Below are 15939 nucleotides of genomic sequence, written 5' to 3'. Positions count from 1 at the left end.
GGCGCTTATCCCCAAAAGCCGCGCCCTTGAGCGCTTGAGCATGAATCAATATCGGATTGTCCATCATTGGGCTGACCTCCTCTCACACTGCATCCAGCTTACAATCGACTTGTGTATACACGGTAGGTTGAGCTACTAGAGGTTGTTTTCGATTTCGTCACGAAGAATTGTTAGCTTTGCAAGACTATCGAAATCGAAACCAAGCTCGGTCAGAGGATCACGGCTGCCCTCACTCTTTAGTTCGTTGTATTGACCTTCGATTCGATCGAACGCTGCCGTGACTCTATCCAGCAAATAAGCTAGACCTGCTTCACATTCTTCAGTTGACACTTGAGGATCAAGCTTTGTCGTGCTGTTTTTGAGTTCGGGAAGAATTGCATCTAGCTTGCCAGCAAGAGCATCAAGAGCATCAGGATCGACATTTGCATGATCATCGTAAAGAAGTGAAACGATAGGCTCTACGTTTTGAACGATGAAAAGAACATCTTTTTCTGTTTGGGGGCTGACTCGGTTTGACATAGCGATAGTTCCTTTTGTTAGTTGATGTCTGTATGGACTGTTAGCGGGGGTGTTGCTTCTGTCGCGTGACCCTCAGCGCTCATGTAACTACTATAGCCCCTTTTTAGACGTTTTGTAGACAAAATGACAAGATATGTCTAACGCTGATTGATCACACTGAAAAAGATAATTATCTACAATACGTCTACATTTCGTCTAAAATCCACACTATATTGAAGGAGAAATGTAGAATTTTGGAGAGATATGGAACTGACATTAGATAGGACAGCGATGCGAATTCCCCGCAATCAACAAATGAGAATCAGCCGATTTGGATGGATTGGTGGCGAAGCTATCGCACGGTATTTTCAAAAAGAGTCACCACGCGAAGGACTCGAAACCGCATTGCAAGAATATGTCGCTCGAATGCTCAAGGAAGACGAGCGATTCAAGCGGATTTGGGAAGAGTTGGAAAAAGAAGGAGCGGATAACGAATAATGCTGCATGACGAGTACGGATCATCATCTAAGAATTCGTTCTATATTGGCAGGCGAAGAATAATCGAGTAAGCGTACTGAAACGGATCGGCACACCGCAAGAACAATTTGGAACTAGAACAAATAATGCCCCGCAGAATCGTCCTACCAGCTAGAAACCGGGGAAGGAACAATGGTGGACTATTTGAACTTGGCGGAACTTGCAACGATCGCCAGTGCAGTCGAGCGTGAATGTCAGATAGTACAAACGCAAGGATCGCTCAACGAAAAGCTTACGGTTGATATCAACGTCAGGCTTGGAACTTCTCTAAAATTCAACCTTGAATCAGAAGCACGTCAAAAAGGAATCGGCATTTCTGCTTTAGTACGCGAAATTCTGATCGAACGCTACTACGGCAAGCGTGAAGCCTAAATAGCAAAACGCCGCAACTGGTACGAACAGTTACGGCATCAAAAACTTTTCAAAACTTAAGGACAGAATAACATGGAACTCGCGAACGGTGCAACAGATCTGGATCTGATTGGTAACGAAGAGAACGAAGCGATCGAAGAAACCACCCCAAACAGAACGGTTCAGCCGCTCTGTGACCTCCATCAACAACTGAAAGATATCGTTAGCACCGGACGAGAACTGATTGCTTTCGGAGAAAGACACAGTGATTTAACCGATTCTATCTTTCCTACCAAACGATGCTCTGATACAGTGTTTCCGGTGTATCCCGGTAATTCTTACAACCCCGATACTCAAAAACTTACGATCAAGGGCTTAAACGAGCTTGTAGAGGTAGTAGAAAAGAAATCCAAGTTTGTCACGCTTGATGGTTACAAGTCGGATAATCCTAGCGGACGAATTGCCAGTGACGGAATCACGCGGTTATATCACGAAGTCGAAAATCCTGTCGGTGCTTGCATCAAACATCGTGAGCGCAAAACAATCAGCTTTGACTTTGATTGTGCGGTCTTCTCCGACACTGACTTACCAGAAGCAGCGATCGTCTGGATAACAAGGAGAACAGGTGGAGCGATCGTGTCTCGTGGTAATCGTAATCGCTTGGCAGTCAGCTTTCGTCAAAGCGAAGAACTGAAGGAATACTTGCAAACACTAACTTCAAAATCTAAGCTGACATATCAGTTGTTACCAGAGGAAGAACAAGAAACCACAACGATTCCGAAAATTGAAATTTCGCTTAACGATGGTGCATCTCAGAACTTTTGGGGTGAACACAAAAGCGGTTCACAGTATCAAGTGATTTTTCCTGAAGTGCTGGTAGAACTGACTGTAACAGACTTTGAAGAACTGACAGCTTGCTTGACGGCAAATGGCTGGACACAGCAAAAACAAAGCGATCAGTCTGAAGGTCGGATCGCGATTGATAACCTGGTGGAATCGAACGAATACAAGAAACTTGTCAACGCGATCCGAGTGTTGGCAAAAGAAAAAACACCAATCTCTATTGCACCATTACTCTCACCAGAATCGCGTGAAATTGCTCTCGGAAATCGTCGGTATCATAACGAAACCGACTGGACTAAAACCGACCCCAAAAACTATTCGCTACCCAAAGGAACCCGACGACACACCGAATGGCGGTTGTTTACCGATCTTGCTTGGGCAGTAACAATGCTGGAAGAGTTCGGTGTGGTGTATTCGGCTGAAGAAGTCGAAAACTATATCCGACTATTGGATGATGCAATCGTCCAAGACACGGAATGGGTCAAAGACCATGTTTATATGGGGGCTTTCATTCCCGGCACAATGCGTGAGTGTTATGGGAAAAGACTAGACGAAGCCAATTGTCGAGAAGCATTTGTATATTCATCCTCCAAGCAACTGCTAGAACTATTGGCGGATGCCATCGACACTGACGAAGCTCATCAGATTGCGGAAGTGGCGATCAACGAATACCGCTCTGACTGGCTAGTGTCTGCTAGAACGATTGATTTGGATAGCAGCGAATGGACACAATTGGTCGATCGCTTCGTGAAAAAGAAAAAACCGAGCGAATGCAATATCACGATCGATGAAAACACGATTTCTGGAACTGACTATTTCCGGTTTGAAATCTGGACGGTTCTGACTGAACTTGCAAGAACATTCCCCGAAATTACATTGGAACCAAGTTTCTATCTCGACAATATTACAGAGTTGTACACACCAATTCGGTGTGTTCGGGAAAGGGCGATTACAGCAGCAATTGGTTTACTCACACTGGCTAATAAAGCTGATGTCAGTGAAGACAGTGAAAAAACAAAAAAACCTTTTGCTACCGACGACTTAGATATCGATGAATTGCTTGGATTGAATGATGCAGCAGAACCAACGACGATCGACACCGAAGAAAATGCGGCACGTCAGCGACGTGAGGAAGAATTCATCAGAACGGCTTGCGTCGAATCCGTTGCGATTTTTCCCCAGTATGTAAGGGAATTTCTAGCGGAAATGCTAGGTAGTGATTTCTGGGGTGTGACCGGACAAATGACTGTCGGTGTGAGTGTGGCGACTGCTCCCGTGTGGAATAAACAATCATGCGCGGGATTCGTTGTTAACATCTACGGCAAGATGATTGGCGCGAAAGGAGCAGGAAAAAATATCAGTGCGAAGCCTGCAACAAATCTTTCAGCCACAGTCACAGTTCTCGGTAAGTCTATCCCATACAGCTATGTGTTGTTTTTGCAAAATGTGACGGGGGAAAATGGCAAGCTAAAACCACCAAGCAACTACACTCCGGTTCCGAGCTTGAAAGAATACGGAACAGTATCGCTCGAACAGTATAGGAATTTCTTCAACAAAAATAGAAATGCGAACGTTTGGGACATTCAGGATCGCACGTTCAGATTTCAGTTTGGCGGAAAGAAAGGAACATGGGCGGGAACTAGAGATGCAATCGTGATCACCGAAAAGAATGAGAAAATGTTGCGACCGCTTGGAATCGATTACACGGTAAATATTTATCGCAGAACCGACAGAGCGTGGGCGATCGATGAAGCAGGCGTTTTCGCTAAAGATGTAGCGGCAGATGATCCGAACAAAGCCACAATCACATCTGACATTTTGCGAGAAGGACGTGATGGATCTCAGTCTGCCAGTGTGAAAGCTAACGGACAAATCGAAGTGATTGATATCGTTCCAAATGTGGCGTATTGGACAACCACGGCAGACGTAATCGATATGCTGTTTGTACGCAGCAACCCCAATCATCTGACAAATTACGCTGTAAATGGTTCAGCTTCACGTTTCTTTTATCCGATGGGTAATCGTGTTAACAGTGCGGAAACCAAATCGAGCAGCGATAATTTCAAGTATCTAATGCTGGCAGCACTGTGGTTTGGCGACCAGATCGAAGGCATCGCCTCCATGAAGCGCAAATATGTCAAGGATGAATTCACGGTCACACCCGTTCAAAAAGCGAAGATCAACACACTGATCAGAAAGCTTAACGAAGAAACGATTCCAGAAATCGAACGGTTCACTGGATGCAAGCTAAAAGGATTGATGGACACCGATAAAACCCGTCAGTTGATTCTTAGCAGTGCCCCCGCATTTCAGCGAACGGCTTGGTTGTTGAAGTATGCCCTACTGTACTGGAAAACTTTGCTGACGGAATTTCTCGAACTCACTGAAGATGAAATAAAGTATCTCGATTCCAATCATCCATTGGACGATCATGGATGGTTCGGAATGGGTAAATTTCTCGAAATCGAGAACGTTCGTCGCGTTGATCCGTTCCCTGGTAGCAAGCAAGTTGAGAAGTGGCAAATCGAAGGAGAAGGTAATTCGGGATTGGTTGAAATTTATCAGCGTGGCGTGATCGGTGATGATGACACCTGGCTAAAAGTAATTCAACCTGCGATGGAAAAGGGGACAATTTTCAACAAACTGGTAGAAACTGAAGACGAAGATTGCGTTGTAGAAACGGTATTAGTAATAACAGGTGAAAAGATCGAACCCTTGAACACTGAGCTAGAAGATGTGTTTGTTGACGAAGCGATCAAATTTGTCCAAGGAACGTTTGCGTACTACGCCGTTGTCGCACTTGAAGCACTGGAAGATTTGACGATCGAACAAAAAGTCAAAACGATCAAGACGCAACGGGAATATAACGAAATCGCTGAACAAAGTGAACTTTTAAGCGAAGCCGTTGCCAGAATCGCAACCGAACTCACACCAATCCCAAAAAGCTTGGGAGAGATTACAAGAACTTGGCGCAGTTCAAAACGCAAAGAACTAAATCTCACGAAGGAAAATCCCGAACTGAAAGGCTGGCAAGTCACGATCGTTAACGAACTCAAAAAGCTGTTTGCGGCAGACGTAGATGACGATGGCAAGCTGTCCGTCCAGAAAAAGCCTACAAAGGCTGAAATCAAGCGTTTGACAGGGTATAAGCTCCGTTAACGCTAACTGTACCAAAAACTGTTTCTCACCGTTTCTAGCCCGTTCTCAGAGGAGGACGGGCTTTTTGTAGTCTATCGATAAGCTCGGTTAATCTCAGAATCGAACGCTTGCCGAAGGATATCGACGAACGTGATTTCCCCGAAATTCAGGGTGGATTAATATAAACCGTCCACAAAATGTCCACATTTACAATCCTCACCACGTAAGCATTTGAGGTCGTTTTGTCCACAGTTTTTGCTTGTTTTCAAAAGTGGACAGATGATCATGTGGACAGTCCGCGTCTTTATCCCCTGGTAGTAAGGCATTGATATCGATCTAAAAATGTGGACACGTCCACATTGGGGGTAGGGCGTTAAAAATTTTTGTATCTCGTATTTTAGGTATTTACATACGTACAGAATTATGATTAATACATAATAAAAATTTATATATTAAATCAAGATAATCACGTATGGAAAATGGTAGAAAATATCATTATTCTCTTGCTTGGGGAATAATCTACACGATAAAAATAAAAAGTATACACCACTCCCCCAATGTGGACACGTCCACATTTTTCAACAGCACTCAAACCCTTGCTACGCCTGAGAAAACGTGCGGACTGTCCACATGATCATTTGTCCACTTTTTATTTTCGTCAAAAAAGCGGTCAAAAACAACCTCAAATGCTTACGTGGTAAGGATTATAAATGTGGACATTTGGTGGACGGTTTGCAAAAGTTGGAATTGTTTTCTCCATTACGAACACGCTCAACTTCACGACGATCGAACCGAATTATCTCGCTACTCGCACGAAAACGCCTCTAGAATCAACGAAACAATCTCTTTGATGTGCATTGCTCGTTTACCCATTGCAACGCCTGATCCGGGTGATCCAGGAAAGAAAGCGGATGTTACAATCGGTGTTACAAAGCACATTGGAGAGTGAATGTCAATGCGTCAACAGTCACCGAAAGAAAACGCCACGAACCTACGTCAGATTTCCAAAGCAAATCCCACACCAAACCCCACGGTGACGGGTTTAGATCGACCTGCTCCAACCTCACATCCGTTATGGTCAGGGGCTACGATTGTTGCGGCTCTGGATAATGCAGGTGAAGTTCCCGCACCCGAAACCGTTGAACGTCTGTTACCTGTAATCGAAGCATTAACAAAGCAAACCGGAACCGAAGACAATGAGCGGGTGACTGCACTGGCATGGGAAGCGTTCAGAAATCGGTGCATAGAGATGGCAGCATTGCACATTCACGACCCTGAAATCGTGAAGACTTACTTTGGACTGGCTGAACGGTCTGATATTGCTTTGGGGAGAAGTTTATCGCGTCTGGATGTTCACATGAAAAACCGACCTGTTCCCAAAGCTCCGATCGGCGATCGGATTGCAAAAAATGAATTCGAGCGCGAACAATTCCGTCAGCTACGTGCCCGTGGTTTTAACGTTTAAGGTGTTTCTATGACCGAGCAACAGTCTGGCTCTATCCAACAGGCGATCACCACGATCGAATCATTGCACCTCGAAATCCTTCTAACCGGAGTAAATATATGTAGGGACAACTTATCGTCTGTGGAGATGTTGAATTCGGAAATCGATCGAATAAAAGGATTGCTCCAGAGTTCATCAGCATCGAAGACGATTCAGGAGTATGCGAGTGTGTTAGCTAATCTAATGCACCAAAGATCAACACTGCTGGAAAACGCGACTGTTTTGTACATGAGCAGTTTGCGCCCGATGATGACATTGAAAGCGATCGCTGAAAATCCAACACCAAAACCCGATCCGGAACCAGTCGTTAGCGACGACACCGATGCAACCTCTAGTCTCACCCCAGATGACCTAGCCACCTTGCGATCACTTGGCATCAATTTCGGTGTCGATAGTGCTACTGGAGAAGAAGATGACGACGACGAAGACGACGAACTCTAATCTTGAACTTGATATCGATAATTCGATCGTCGTCAAGATTATCGAACGTTTTCCTCTCTTGATCGAGATTGAATACGAACGCTATTCTGATGAGCCGCGCCCGATCCTCACATATCAAGACAGAATCGATCGCTTGAGTGATACTCATCCTCACTTATTGCACACGCTTCAAACCGATGAAGCCTATCGAAAAGCTTTAGCGATCGCTGTTAAATTGTCTTGCAACGAATCCGTCACGATTCCGGTACTCACTCCCGAAGTCGAAGAGTTTTGGCAAGTATCAGACTGCGGCGGATTTCTAAAAAGAATCTTAATTAGGGGAGACACCGAAAAAACAGAAGTCAAGACCGTCCAAGAATGGGAAGCGTGTGTTCAACTTCCCGAAAAAATACTTGCACTAATCAACAAAAAACAAGATGAATTCCGAACCTATGTTTAGCGGCGATCGAGTCAGGCGGCAAGCCCAACAAGCCGTAGACGAAGCCGAAGCTCAGAAAGCCGAAGCAGACTTAGCCCTCGAACAAGCCAAGATGATGCAAGCCGACATCGAAAACAAAGTCTACTTGAAAGAGACAGGCTCAATGCCCCAGATGACCGCTGAAGAACTCAGACAGTTTGAGTTCGAGCAGCAGATGGTGGTAGGCACTGCCAACCGCATGAAAACAGAAGCGATCGCCCGTGGTGCGTCAAAGGAGGAGCAAGAAGCAATATTCAAACAGGGGCTACAGCATGGCGCACAAGTTCTTGCCAACGCCCAATTCGCAAAGCAAGAAGCGCTTTATGCCAAGTACAGCCGCAACTCCTACAGCGGCTTGAAATACAGTCAACTTAATGCAATGCACGAAGCCAGGTCTAACCTTAGAGATCTCAGCAGCATGGCAAACGAAAGAGAAGTCGGTGATCAGCCAGGTCGATCGTCAGAAGGAAGCGGCATCATATTCAACGATTAACGAGGTGGTGGCGATCACTTGTAAACGTGAAATTCACGGTAAAAATTGAACAAGCTGTCTTCCGACATTTTGGAGAAAAAGACCCGCTGGAGTGGCGGGTGCTGAACAATCAATGTGCTTCTAGCCTTCCCATTGACGCGAAAGCCGTATCGTTTTCAGGGATTTATTTAGCGAGTCCAACACACCTCTCTTAAGTCCCTGGTGTGAATCTGAACTTGCTGGACATACCTGCTCTAGAAGCTGGATTTTGAGTTGATGTGCATTCCAAAACTTTCACGTACCCTTCCGAAATTCTGCATCTAGCACCCTTTAGAAAACTGGCTTGACCCTGAGCATTCTGAACGATGAATTGACTTCCTTGTGACTCAAAATTCAAGGTTCCAACGACTTGCCCTTTCCCCAAGTCACAGCCCAATCCACCACATCTAGCATTCTTGCCAAAGGGATCGAGCTTGTAAGTGTTGTATATCTTCAGCGTATTCCGATTCAACTCAACATACACAGCGCTCGAATAAATTTCTCCTCCATCTTCAGCCCGTAGCCAGTCAAAGGAAACGAAACCATTGGCATCAGACCACGCTTGTCTCAGGGTTCGATTGCTCTGTTGTGCCAAAACATGAGAAGCATTGATCGCTTGACTGACTCCAACAAAACTCAAAACTGTGATCGATGCACTCAAACTTTTCATAGGGGCAATCTCGTTGTATCCATCGCATAGTAGTCCTAGTTGACGAAATTATACATGAAGGTTTCGTAATTTCTTCTAGAAAAATTGTGTATTCATTTACCTGAAATTTGGTTTATTGCAGCGCACAAAATTTAGAGCTTGCGCTGCTTATCGGAATTAAAGTCAGTGTCTTTGCAGAAACCGAATACTGAAATTTTTGGTTCTTTTGTAACTCAGATGATATGTCTGAATCACTATGGAACAAGGAGTATTTGGTGTATGACAAGCAAGATTAACGATGTACAAAATGCTCTGCATTATTCATCTTGCGTATTTGCGAAAAATCGATAATCTACTGCCCAAGCCAATCACTTTAATAAGCTCTAGACTATTGTACATTTGATTCAATTCTTTTCCGTCTTAAGTTTTCCGATCGAGCGCTCTCGTTCTCAATAGGTAAGAATTGCGACATCAGTGTGAAACAGTAGATCAGCGTTCAAATCTGTCTCTTTCTTCAAGCAGAATCCCTTGATATAGTTTTACTTAGACAATTTCATGAGTTGTTAACAGTGAGTCGCCAAGTGAGTGTTGATCAAATTTGGATATGTGAATGCTGATGACATAAGTTCTTTGCCTACAGACAAGGGAGTTTACTTTGCTGTCAATGCAAAAGATGAAATTTTGTATATCGGCTTAGGAGCAGGAACTTACGGGATTCGTGGACGTTGGCAAACACACGACAAACGCCGCAACCCAGCCTTTATAAAACGTTTCTCAAAGTTATATTTCCGCATTCTTGTGGATGCCTCAGTCGAGCAGATCAAAGCCTACGAGAAACAGTTTATTGAAGCGATCGCTCCTCCTTTTAACAGTTGCGATAAATGGGTTGATAGCAATTTGATTAAATATCATCCAGCACGTTTGACAGGAGCGATTATGACGCAAGCTGAACGGGACGTTGAAGACCTTAAAGCTGCAATCAAGCGAGTTGTTAAAGCTTTAGGCGAAAGCCATGACGAAAACCGTCCTGAACGCGCTGATGCCTATTCTGCATTCATTGATGGCAAGATTCGCGAAGTTAAACGTTACCAATTATTGTTTCCGCGTGATCAATACATTGCTTGTTTAAGTTCTTTGTGTGAAGTGGGAATGCTCATTGATGCCGAACAAACTGAATCAGCGTTCACAATGCTTGCAGATGCTAGAAATGCAGCGATCGACTACAAGAAGCAGTTGATCGATGAACAAGTCCAACGAGAAAAATCTCACTTGGAAAGACAAACGCGAGAACGCTTGTTTGCGGGATTGTTCATCGATGCTGAAGTTTAGAAGTCACATGATGCCATTTTTGAGTCATTCACCGAATTCTAGTGATCGCTGTGAATCTGATGATGAGTCGATGTCGCTAAAGACATCGATTTTTCCGATTGGTCGCGCTGTCTATACAGCCACTATGGAGAAAAACCCGGTTGAAATGACTGATGTGCTGGAATAATCAATGTAATTAGGGCAAGAAAGTACTACTCAGAATATCTATTTCATCCAGCAAATCTGGAAGTGGCATTAGAGTAAGCCTGTACCCTAAATCATGTAATGCTTTTAGGAAAGCTTGACTTTTACTATCTTCTAATCCGTTAGAAACTTCTACACAGCACAAGATCCAAATCAAAGCAATTGCTCGAAAATCTCTAAATTTCGGTGATTCGCTTTTCAGCATTTCTCCTATAGTTTTTCTTGCAAATACTGCCGATTGCATTGCTTCATCAAGAAGCGCTTCAGAAAAACTTCTTGACCATTGATATGCTTCACTAGCTATTTCTACCTGATCTCTTCTTACTTCAGCAATTAATTGGTTAGGAGAAGACCCAGATGAATCCTCTTTCGCTAAGAATTCGTCCAAGCGTCTTAGAATATCGCGAGGAACACCAAAGGAAATAGTTATCAGCACTTCTAGAACTTTGGGTTCTAGATTCAGCACTTGGCGACGCTCTAGATACGCTTCAGCCAGCTTTTCGCTCTCATCCCAGGATAGAGGAGGTACACGAACAATGTGATCTAAAGAGCTATCTATTTCATTCTTTCCTTCCGCAGATCCGAGGTATAAAGACTTTAAGGCATCTTCTGAGAGTGATAGATAGTAATAAACACCCGGAACCTCAAATATAGCCTTCATTCTTCTTAGAAAGACTTTTAGTTCATCTAGCTCGACAATTTTATCAAGCTCGTCGATACACACCATGACATTTTTGCCCGTGTTACCTAAAGCACCCTGGTTTAGTCGATAGACAACTGCGGTAGCAAAACTCCGATATTCAGAAATCAGAGACATTAAGCTTTCACCACGCTCGATGTTTTGCTTCTTTCCACTTAGCCTATAAAAGCTTACGATGATGAAAGATAAGCTAGTCAAGAGGAGAAACACACCTATTATGCCTGTTGGCGAATAAACTGATGCGGAGACAATAAATGAAACTGCAAATAGAATACACACTCCTATTACTATTCCAGCAATGTTTCCCGCTACTATTTTAGAAAGTATGGAGTCAGACCCAACTTTAGCTGCGAATTTCTGATAGCGGATATATCTGAATGCTTCTTGCACACGACGATACAGCAAGACCGTGTGGGGACTGTACATACGGTCGCTTTCGAGCCAGGGAGCAAGATTTACTGGTTGTAAACGAGTTGTATGTCTGATAAAGCAAGCAACACTAGCAACGAAGACTAATAATATAGGAAACCAGGTTATTATTACTTCTGGTCGCTGAAGACGTAGATAGATAGTCAGTAACAAAGATGTAAGAGCAAGAGTTACAATCGCAAATAAGAGCAGTCCTGATCTAGTCAGCAAAGCCTCCAATCTTCTAACTGAGAACGGTTCTGCCCCTAAAAATCTCGCTACTGATTGCTCTGTATTTAGAGCTAATTGTTCTAAAGCAGTCTCAATAAAATCTTTCTCTGCATATTGACTTGGCGCAGAAAGCCAAACACTAACACCAAACGTTTTTTCTTCTTCAAGAGTAGGCTTGTAAAGCTCGTAAAGAATTCTGGACTTTCCGACACCTCTTCGTCCTACGACTGCAATAGTACTCCACCCCCGCTCACTCAGTTTTCGCAATCTTTCGAGAAGTTTTGGACGCGCTTGAATATCGACTGGAATTCCCAGTGTGTGAACGTCGCTAAATTCTCCGCCATTTGCTTTCTCCGCGATGATTAAACCTCTTGTACGATCACGTTCAATCAGCTTTCGACCCAAAAAAATGCCTGACAAGATAGCAGCAGAGACTACAGGTAACATCAAAATTATTGAGCATAAGAAAGCTAACCAGTAACTTAATGATTGAGCCTGAAACACAAGCAAGCTTATAGGATCTAAAGAATTATTTCCCTCGGCACGATAAATAGCTACCGCTAAATTATGGAGAATTGCTTCCCTATTACTTGGCGTGAGTGCGATGAAAGATTCTAATTGTTTTGAAAGCCAATCTGCGTCTCTATAGGGAGCTAAATTCTTAACTATCTGCCTGATGACTGGTATGACAGGTTCGCTGAGTAGAGCAAGAAATGTTTTCTTTTGTTCATCGGTTAAATCGCTATCGATTCCTACTATAAAGTCAAACGCCTCTTGCTTGAATAAGTTATTTAATCGAATCTCTGGTTTTTCACCTCGAAGTATCTCAGCTAATTTTTGTTTGCTATTCGGGTCATTCTTGAAAATTTCGCTAATCAACTTAGCTGCTTCTTTGACTCCGGGTGTGCTGACATTCTCATCTAATGCAGTCAAGCTATTCTGTTGAATTTGATTAGCAAGCTCTAAAGACGAAGATAAGGAGTTTCCCAAGTCTGGAAATGTTTTTTTACTGCTCCTCTTTGCTAACTCAGCAAAAACTTCATAGTTGTCTAATCCAGAATTTGTGTTTGCAATATAACTGATGAATGCTCTTTGAGTTTCTGATCTTAGGCGATCAAATCTCCGTTTAGCCTGCTGGACTTGTTTCACCTCGAAGGATGGAGCTAAATCTGCGTAAGTCGAATATGCAACAAATAGTTCATCCGGTTCTGGAAATGCTAATTGTTGAAGTAAAAGGTTTTTGTAATACGATTGGGCAGGTAGATCAGGAAATAACTTAGACAGGGTGTCTCTAGGTAATTCACTAAATTTAGATTCGTCTCTAAATGTGTCTCTATATTGATCGCTAAGTAGGACTTGACGATCTCTTTCGTCTTTTGACGGTCTGCGAAAAGCATCGACAATCTCACTGTCATAAGTGAAAAGATTAAAGAATTTATCTAATAAGTTTTGCTGCGTTGACATTGCGTAGAAAATTCGATAATTAGAAAGCGAAGCAAAGCGATCTTTAGCGCTAGTTCCTGGTAATGGAAAATTTAGTTGGTTGTTCCCTTCGGTAACTGAGGGATGTATCCAAAGAATTCTGTCAGCCAAATATGAAAGCTGACTTGACGGATTACTTCTAAAATAGGCAGCAATGGCTTCTAATGTATTAATTCGATCTCTCTCTTGTGTATAAGAAACAACTCTTCTGCTGCTTGAATTATCTTCTCTAGAACTTTGATTACTTGTGGCACTTTGAGGATTTGATTGATTATTTCTACTAGCTTGACTATCTAATCCTATGGATTTGTTTGATTTTGTTGGATTGGTAATTCGATTTATATTACTGAAGTCAAATGAAGATAGAACTTGAAAGTAGGATTCTAAATAGTACTGGGATAGTGCTACTTCAGAACCAAGTCTATACAACAATCCGCGCTCTGCTAAACTTTTTGTTCTTATAGCAGAAAGAACATCCTCAGATTGCTTTACTTGTTCAGCGCTTCCCGTGAACTTCTTGGGTGACAGAGGATTATCAGAAACTTGAGTGACAAATTGTTGACCGAGAGTTAAAGTTCCAATAGCGAAAAGTACACTCAGTAGCAAGATTACTTTACGGCGCATTCGAGGCAAAGTATTCTTAGAAAGTGGATTTCCAAAAAGGTAGATCGCTGAAGAAGTTGCCAATAGAATTAGTACAAAAACTGGAAGAAGTAAAGATAAACCGACTTCCCCTTCTCCTCCCTGCTTTACAGTGCTTATTGACCCACCAGGCGAAAGGAGCAAAACAATAAGGGTTGTCACAGATAGAATACCAATGGCAGTTTCACTTTTACACCAGTACCAGGCAAAGAGCAGAGATAATGTAGTAAAAAGAGTAATAACAAAGATTTCTAATATGACTGAAATACCAAGTGTCGGGATGCGTCCTGAAACCAGCAGTGAATCTGTAAGAATTGCGCTAAAGAAGGTAGCATATAGAAGAATAATTGATAGATCTAGATAGCTTCGTGATTCATAAGCTCCAGAAATAGTAGCTTCGTTAACCGAAGGTGTTGCTGTGCTTGAAGCCTGAGATGTTGTTGCGTTTGAGGTTTGCTGCTTGCCCTGTTGGAGAATTTGCAAAATTATGGGACTGCTTGCACCGATGAGAGCAACAATTATCTGAACTAAACCTGCATCCATAAATCGAACCTGGGTAATCTCAGAAGTCTTGACTGTTCAAAGCATTTTTAGAGAGACATGATTTTTTGTGTACAATCACGCCCAATCGATAAATCGTAGAAATTACTGGTTAACTTGAAATACAGACAAATTTTCCATGACTTCTCATTCTCTAAAATCTAATTGTTAGGAATCAAGTTGCACAGCGACATGCTAAACCCTGTTTTTGGGATTAAAGTTGACGCTTCTTCAATACTAAAATCTATCACACTACATCAATTTGCGCTCCACATATTGCGTCTCAATAAGGGATTATACATAGGATTTCCGTAATTTTCCATAACGTCGTGTGCATGTTTACTACGAAGCAGAACCCAGATCAGTCATACGAAATGCACTTTGAATATTCGAGTGGAGACGATCGTGGTAAACAATATGAAAATGTCAATTGCGCTACCAAATCCACGATTAACGATTGAAGTCATGGTGCGCTTTTGCCGCGCCAATTCGTAGCGATCGTTCGCCAAGCTCAATCAAAGTCTCATACTCAGGACACCGACCCGTGAACATCAGATGCTAATCAGCAGTGGCAATTTCCATTTACCTGATTGTTCCAGCATCACCTCAAGGTTGTTCGGTTCCGTATCTCGCTTTATTCGGAGATCCCACTGATCAGGCAGAAATCGCCCCTATCAAACCAGGGAATCTTCGATACATAGAGTTCAAACATACGTGATGTGTAACGCATGGAATCATCCGTCAAGCTGCAATTGTGGTTGGGGCGGAAATGCAGGCAGCAGCAGATATCGCGGCTTCGTCAACTTGTCATCAATTCCTCTATCGTTTTCTTATCAGTCTAATCTCCACGCAAGACTTACTGATGAATTGAGAAAAGCAGAAACTAAACGCACTCGTTGTCGCTGGTGTAATGCCCTAGTTTACTATCACACAAACGGCTATGGTGACGCAGTTCTATTTGATCAATTAGGACATCCTTGGCAAGTTCATCATTGCTGGCGTGAGTACAGTCAGCAGCAACGTGAGCAAAAGTCGAATGGTTTTCAAAATCCCTTGCGGCTGAGAATGGCAATTTTAGTTGGGGTAATTCGACAGATGCGTTTTCTTCCAGATGAAGCCACCGTTGCATTTAATATGGGAATTTCTGTTGAAGAACTTAGAAATACTTACAGAGATTTTTACGAAGTCGATAGCTATACGAAAGCAATGATCATCGGTTGGAAACCAAAAAATGATCAAGCAGAAGAACAGACCGAATCACAGTCTGGAGTCGTTAAAGTCAGAAAAAAACCTGCTCCCCCGAAAAAGAAAGTAAAACCCTCGTCCCCGAAGAAGGAAAATAAGAAAGGCAAACCGAAAAACAATGAACGGAATCGGTAGCACTAAGGTTCGTGCTACCGATTCCGTTCGTCGCGCTTTATTCCTTCTTCCTCCTATCACTTGCTGGCAGTACGATCGGTACAGTGATGTTCACATTGACATTCACTTTCTCTTG

The 15939-nt window shown here is 42.9% G+C and carries 13 protein-coding genes; 10 read left to right on the top strand and 3 right to left on the bottom strand.

The window, feature by feature from the left end:
• Positions 1–135: 135 nt before the first annotated feature.
• Positions 136–519 (bottom strand): hypothetical protein, encoded by a 384-nt coding sequence (locus tag ACQ4M5_RS24320; protein ID WP_430678278.1) that lies wholly within the window; start codon positions 517–519, stop codon positions 136–138.
• Positions 520–762: 243 nt separating this feature from the next.
• On the opposite strand from ACQ4M5_RS24320, the gene ACQ4M5_RS24315 reads away from it, so the two are divergent.
• The 8 genes from ACQ4M5_RS24315 (at position 763) to ACQ4M5_RS24280 (ending at position 8262) form a co-directional block, all read left to right on the top strand.
• The gene (locus tag ACQ4M5_RS24315; protein WP_430678277.1) at positions 763–996 is read left to right on the top strand and encodes a hypothetical protein; all 234 of its coding nucleotides are present in this window, start codon (positions 763–765) and stop codon (positions 994–996) included.
• 171 nt (positions 997–1167) lie between these two features.
• Positions 1168–1407, top strand: a complete 240-nt coding sequence (locus tag ACQ4M5_RS24310; RefSeq protein WP_430678276.1) for a hypothetical protein — start codon at positions 1168–1170, stop codon at positions 1405–1407.
• A gap of 72 nt (positions 1408–1479) precedes the next feature.
• Entirely contained in the window at positions 1480–5388 is a 3909-nt protein-coding gene (locus ACQ4M5_RS24305) for a hypothetical protein (RefSeq protein WP_430678275.1), read from the top strand.
• Positions 5389–6079: 691 nt separating this feature from the next.
• Entirely contained in the window at positions 6080–6316 is a 237-nt protein-coding gene (locus ACQ4M5_RS24300; protein ID WP_430678274.1) for a hypothetical protein, read from the top strand.
• Positions 6317–6322: 6 nt separating this feature from the next.
• On the top strand, positions 6323–6832 hold the full coding sequence (locus ACQ4M5_RS24295) for a hypothetical protein (protein ID WP_430678273.1): 510 nt from the start codon (positions 6323–6325) through the stop codon (positions 6830–6832).
• A 9-nt stretch (positions 6833–6841) separates the two neighbouring features.
• Positions 6842–7312, top strand: a complete 471-nt coding sequence (locus tag ACQ4M5_RS24290; RefSeq protein ID WP_430678272.1) for a hypothetical protein — start codon at positions 6842–6844, stop codon at positions 7310–7312.
• Positions 7284–7751, top strand: coding sequence for a hypothetical protein (locus tag ACQ4M5_RS24285; RefSeq protein ID WP_430678271.1), 468 nt, complete (start codon positions 7284–7286; stop codon positions 7749–7751). The genes ACQ4M5_RS24290 and ACQ4M5_RS24285 overlap by 29 nt, the downstream gene beginning before the upstream one ends.
• Positions 7729–8262: a hypothetical protein gene (locus ACQ4M5_RS24280; protein ID WP_430678270.1), complete on the top strand. Its 534-nt coding sequence runs from the start codon at positions 7729–7731 to the stop codon at positions 8260–8262. Before ACQ4M5_RS24285 ends, ACQ4M5_RS24280 begins: the two co-directional genes overlap by 23 nt.
• 190 nt (positions 8263–8452) lie before the next feature.
• On the opposite strand, the gene ACQ4M5_RS24275 is transcribed toward ACQ4M5_RS24280, so the two are convergent.
• On the bottom strand, positions 8453–8950 hold the full coding sequence (locus ACQ4M5_RS24275; protein WP_430678269.1) for a hypothetical protein: 498 nt from the start codon (positions 8948–8950) through the stop codon (positions 8453–8455).
• 609 nt (positions 8951–9559) lie between these two features.
• On the opposite strand from ACQ4M5_RS24275, the gene ACQ4M5_RS24270 reads away from it, so the two are divergent.
• Positions 9560–10258: a GIY-YIG nuclease family protein gene (locus ACQ4M5_RS24270; RefSeq protein WP_430678268.1), complete on the top strand. Its 699-nt coding sequence runs from the start codon at positions 9560–9562 to the stop codon at positions 10256–10258.
• Between the two features lie 175 nt (positions 10259–10433).
• On the opposite strand, the gene ACQ4M5_RS24265 is transcribed toward ACQ4M5_RS24270, so the two are convergent.
• Positions 10434–14447, bottom strand: coding sequence for an NB-ARC domain-containing protein (locus ACQ4M5_RS24265; protein WP_430678267.1), 4014 nt, complete (start codon positions 14445–14447; stop codon positions 10434–10436).
• 714 nt (positions 14448–15161) lie between these two features.
• Between ACQ4M5_RS24265 and ACQ4M5_RS24260 the strand changes: the two genes are divergently transcribed.
• Complete coding sequence (locus tag ACQ4M5_RS24260) at positions 15162–15824, top strand: hypothetical protein (protein WP_430678266.1); 663 nt, start codon at positions 15162–15164, stop codon at positions 15822–15824.
• The last annotated feature ends 115 nt before the right edge of the window (positions 15825–15939 follow it).

Origin of the sequence: Leptolyngbya sp. AN10 (assembly GCF_050565645.1) — a bacterium.
Lineage (GTDB): Bacteria > Cyanobacteriota > Cyanobacteriia > Leptolyngbyales > Leptolyngbyaceae > Leptolyngbya.
This window is presented reverse-complemented; position numbering and strand designations above follow the sequence as displayed.

Bases quoted from the DNA above. Each gene is read 5' to 3' on its own strand.
- ACQ4M5_RS24320 (WP_430678278.1), bottom strand. From the start codon at position 519: ATGTCAAACCGAGTCAGCCCCCAAACAGAAAAAGATGTTCTTTTCATC.
- ACQ4M5_RS24315 (WP_430678277.1), top strand. From the start codon at position 763: ATGGAACTGACATTAGATAGGACAGCGATGCGAATTCCCCGCAATCAA.
- ACQ4M5_RS24310 (WP_430678276.1), top strand. From the start codon at position 1,168: ATGGTGGACTATTTGAACTTGGCGGAACTTGCAACGATCGCCAGTGCA.
- ACQ4M5_RS24305 (WP_430678275.1), top strand. From the start codon at position 1,480: ATGGAACTCGCGAACGGTGCAACAGATCTGGATCTGATTGGTAACGAA.
- ACQ4M5_RS24295 (WP_430678273.1), top strand. From the start codon at position 6,323: ATGCGTCAACAGTCACCGAAAGAAAACGCCACGAACCTACGTCAGATT.
- ACQ4M5_RS24290 (WP_430678272.1), top strand. From the start codon at position 6,842: ATGACCGAGCAACAGTCTGGCTCTATCCAACAGGCGATCACCACGATC.
- ACQ4M5_RS24285 (WP_430678271.1), top strand. From the start codon at position 7,284: ATGACGACGACGAAGACGACGAACTCTAATCTTGAACTTGATATCGAT.
- ACQ4M5_RS24280 (WP_430678270.1), top strand. From the start codon at position 7,729: ATGAATTCCGAACCTATGTTTAGCGGCGATCGAGTCAGGCGGCAAGCC.
- ACQ4M5_RS24275 (WP_430678269.1), bottom strand. From the start codon at position 8,950: ATGAAAAGTTTGAGTGCATCGATCACAGTTTTGAGTTTTGTTGGAGTC.
- ACQ4M5_RS24265 (WP_430678267.1), bottom strand. From the start codon at position 14,447: ATGGATGCAGGTTTAGTTCAGATAATTGTTGCTCTCATCGGTGCAAGC.
- ACQ4M5_RS24260 (WP_430678266.1), top strand. From the start codon at position 15,162: ATGTGTAACGCATGGAATCATCCGTCAAGCTGCAATTGTGGTTGGGGC.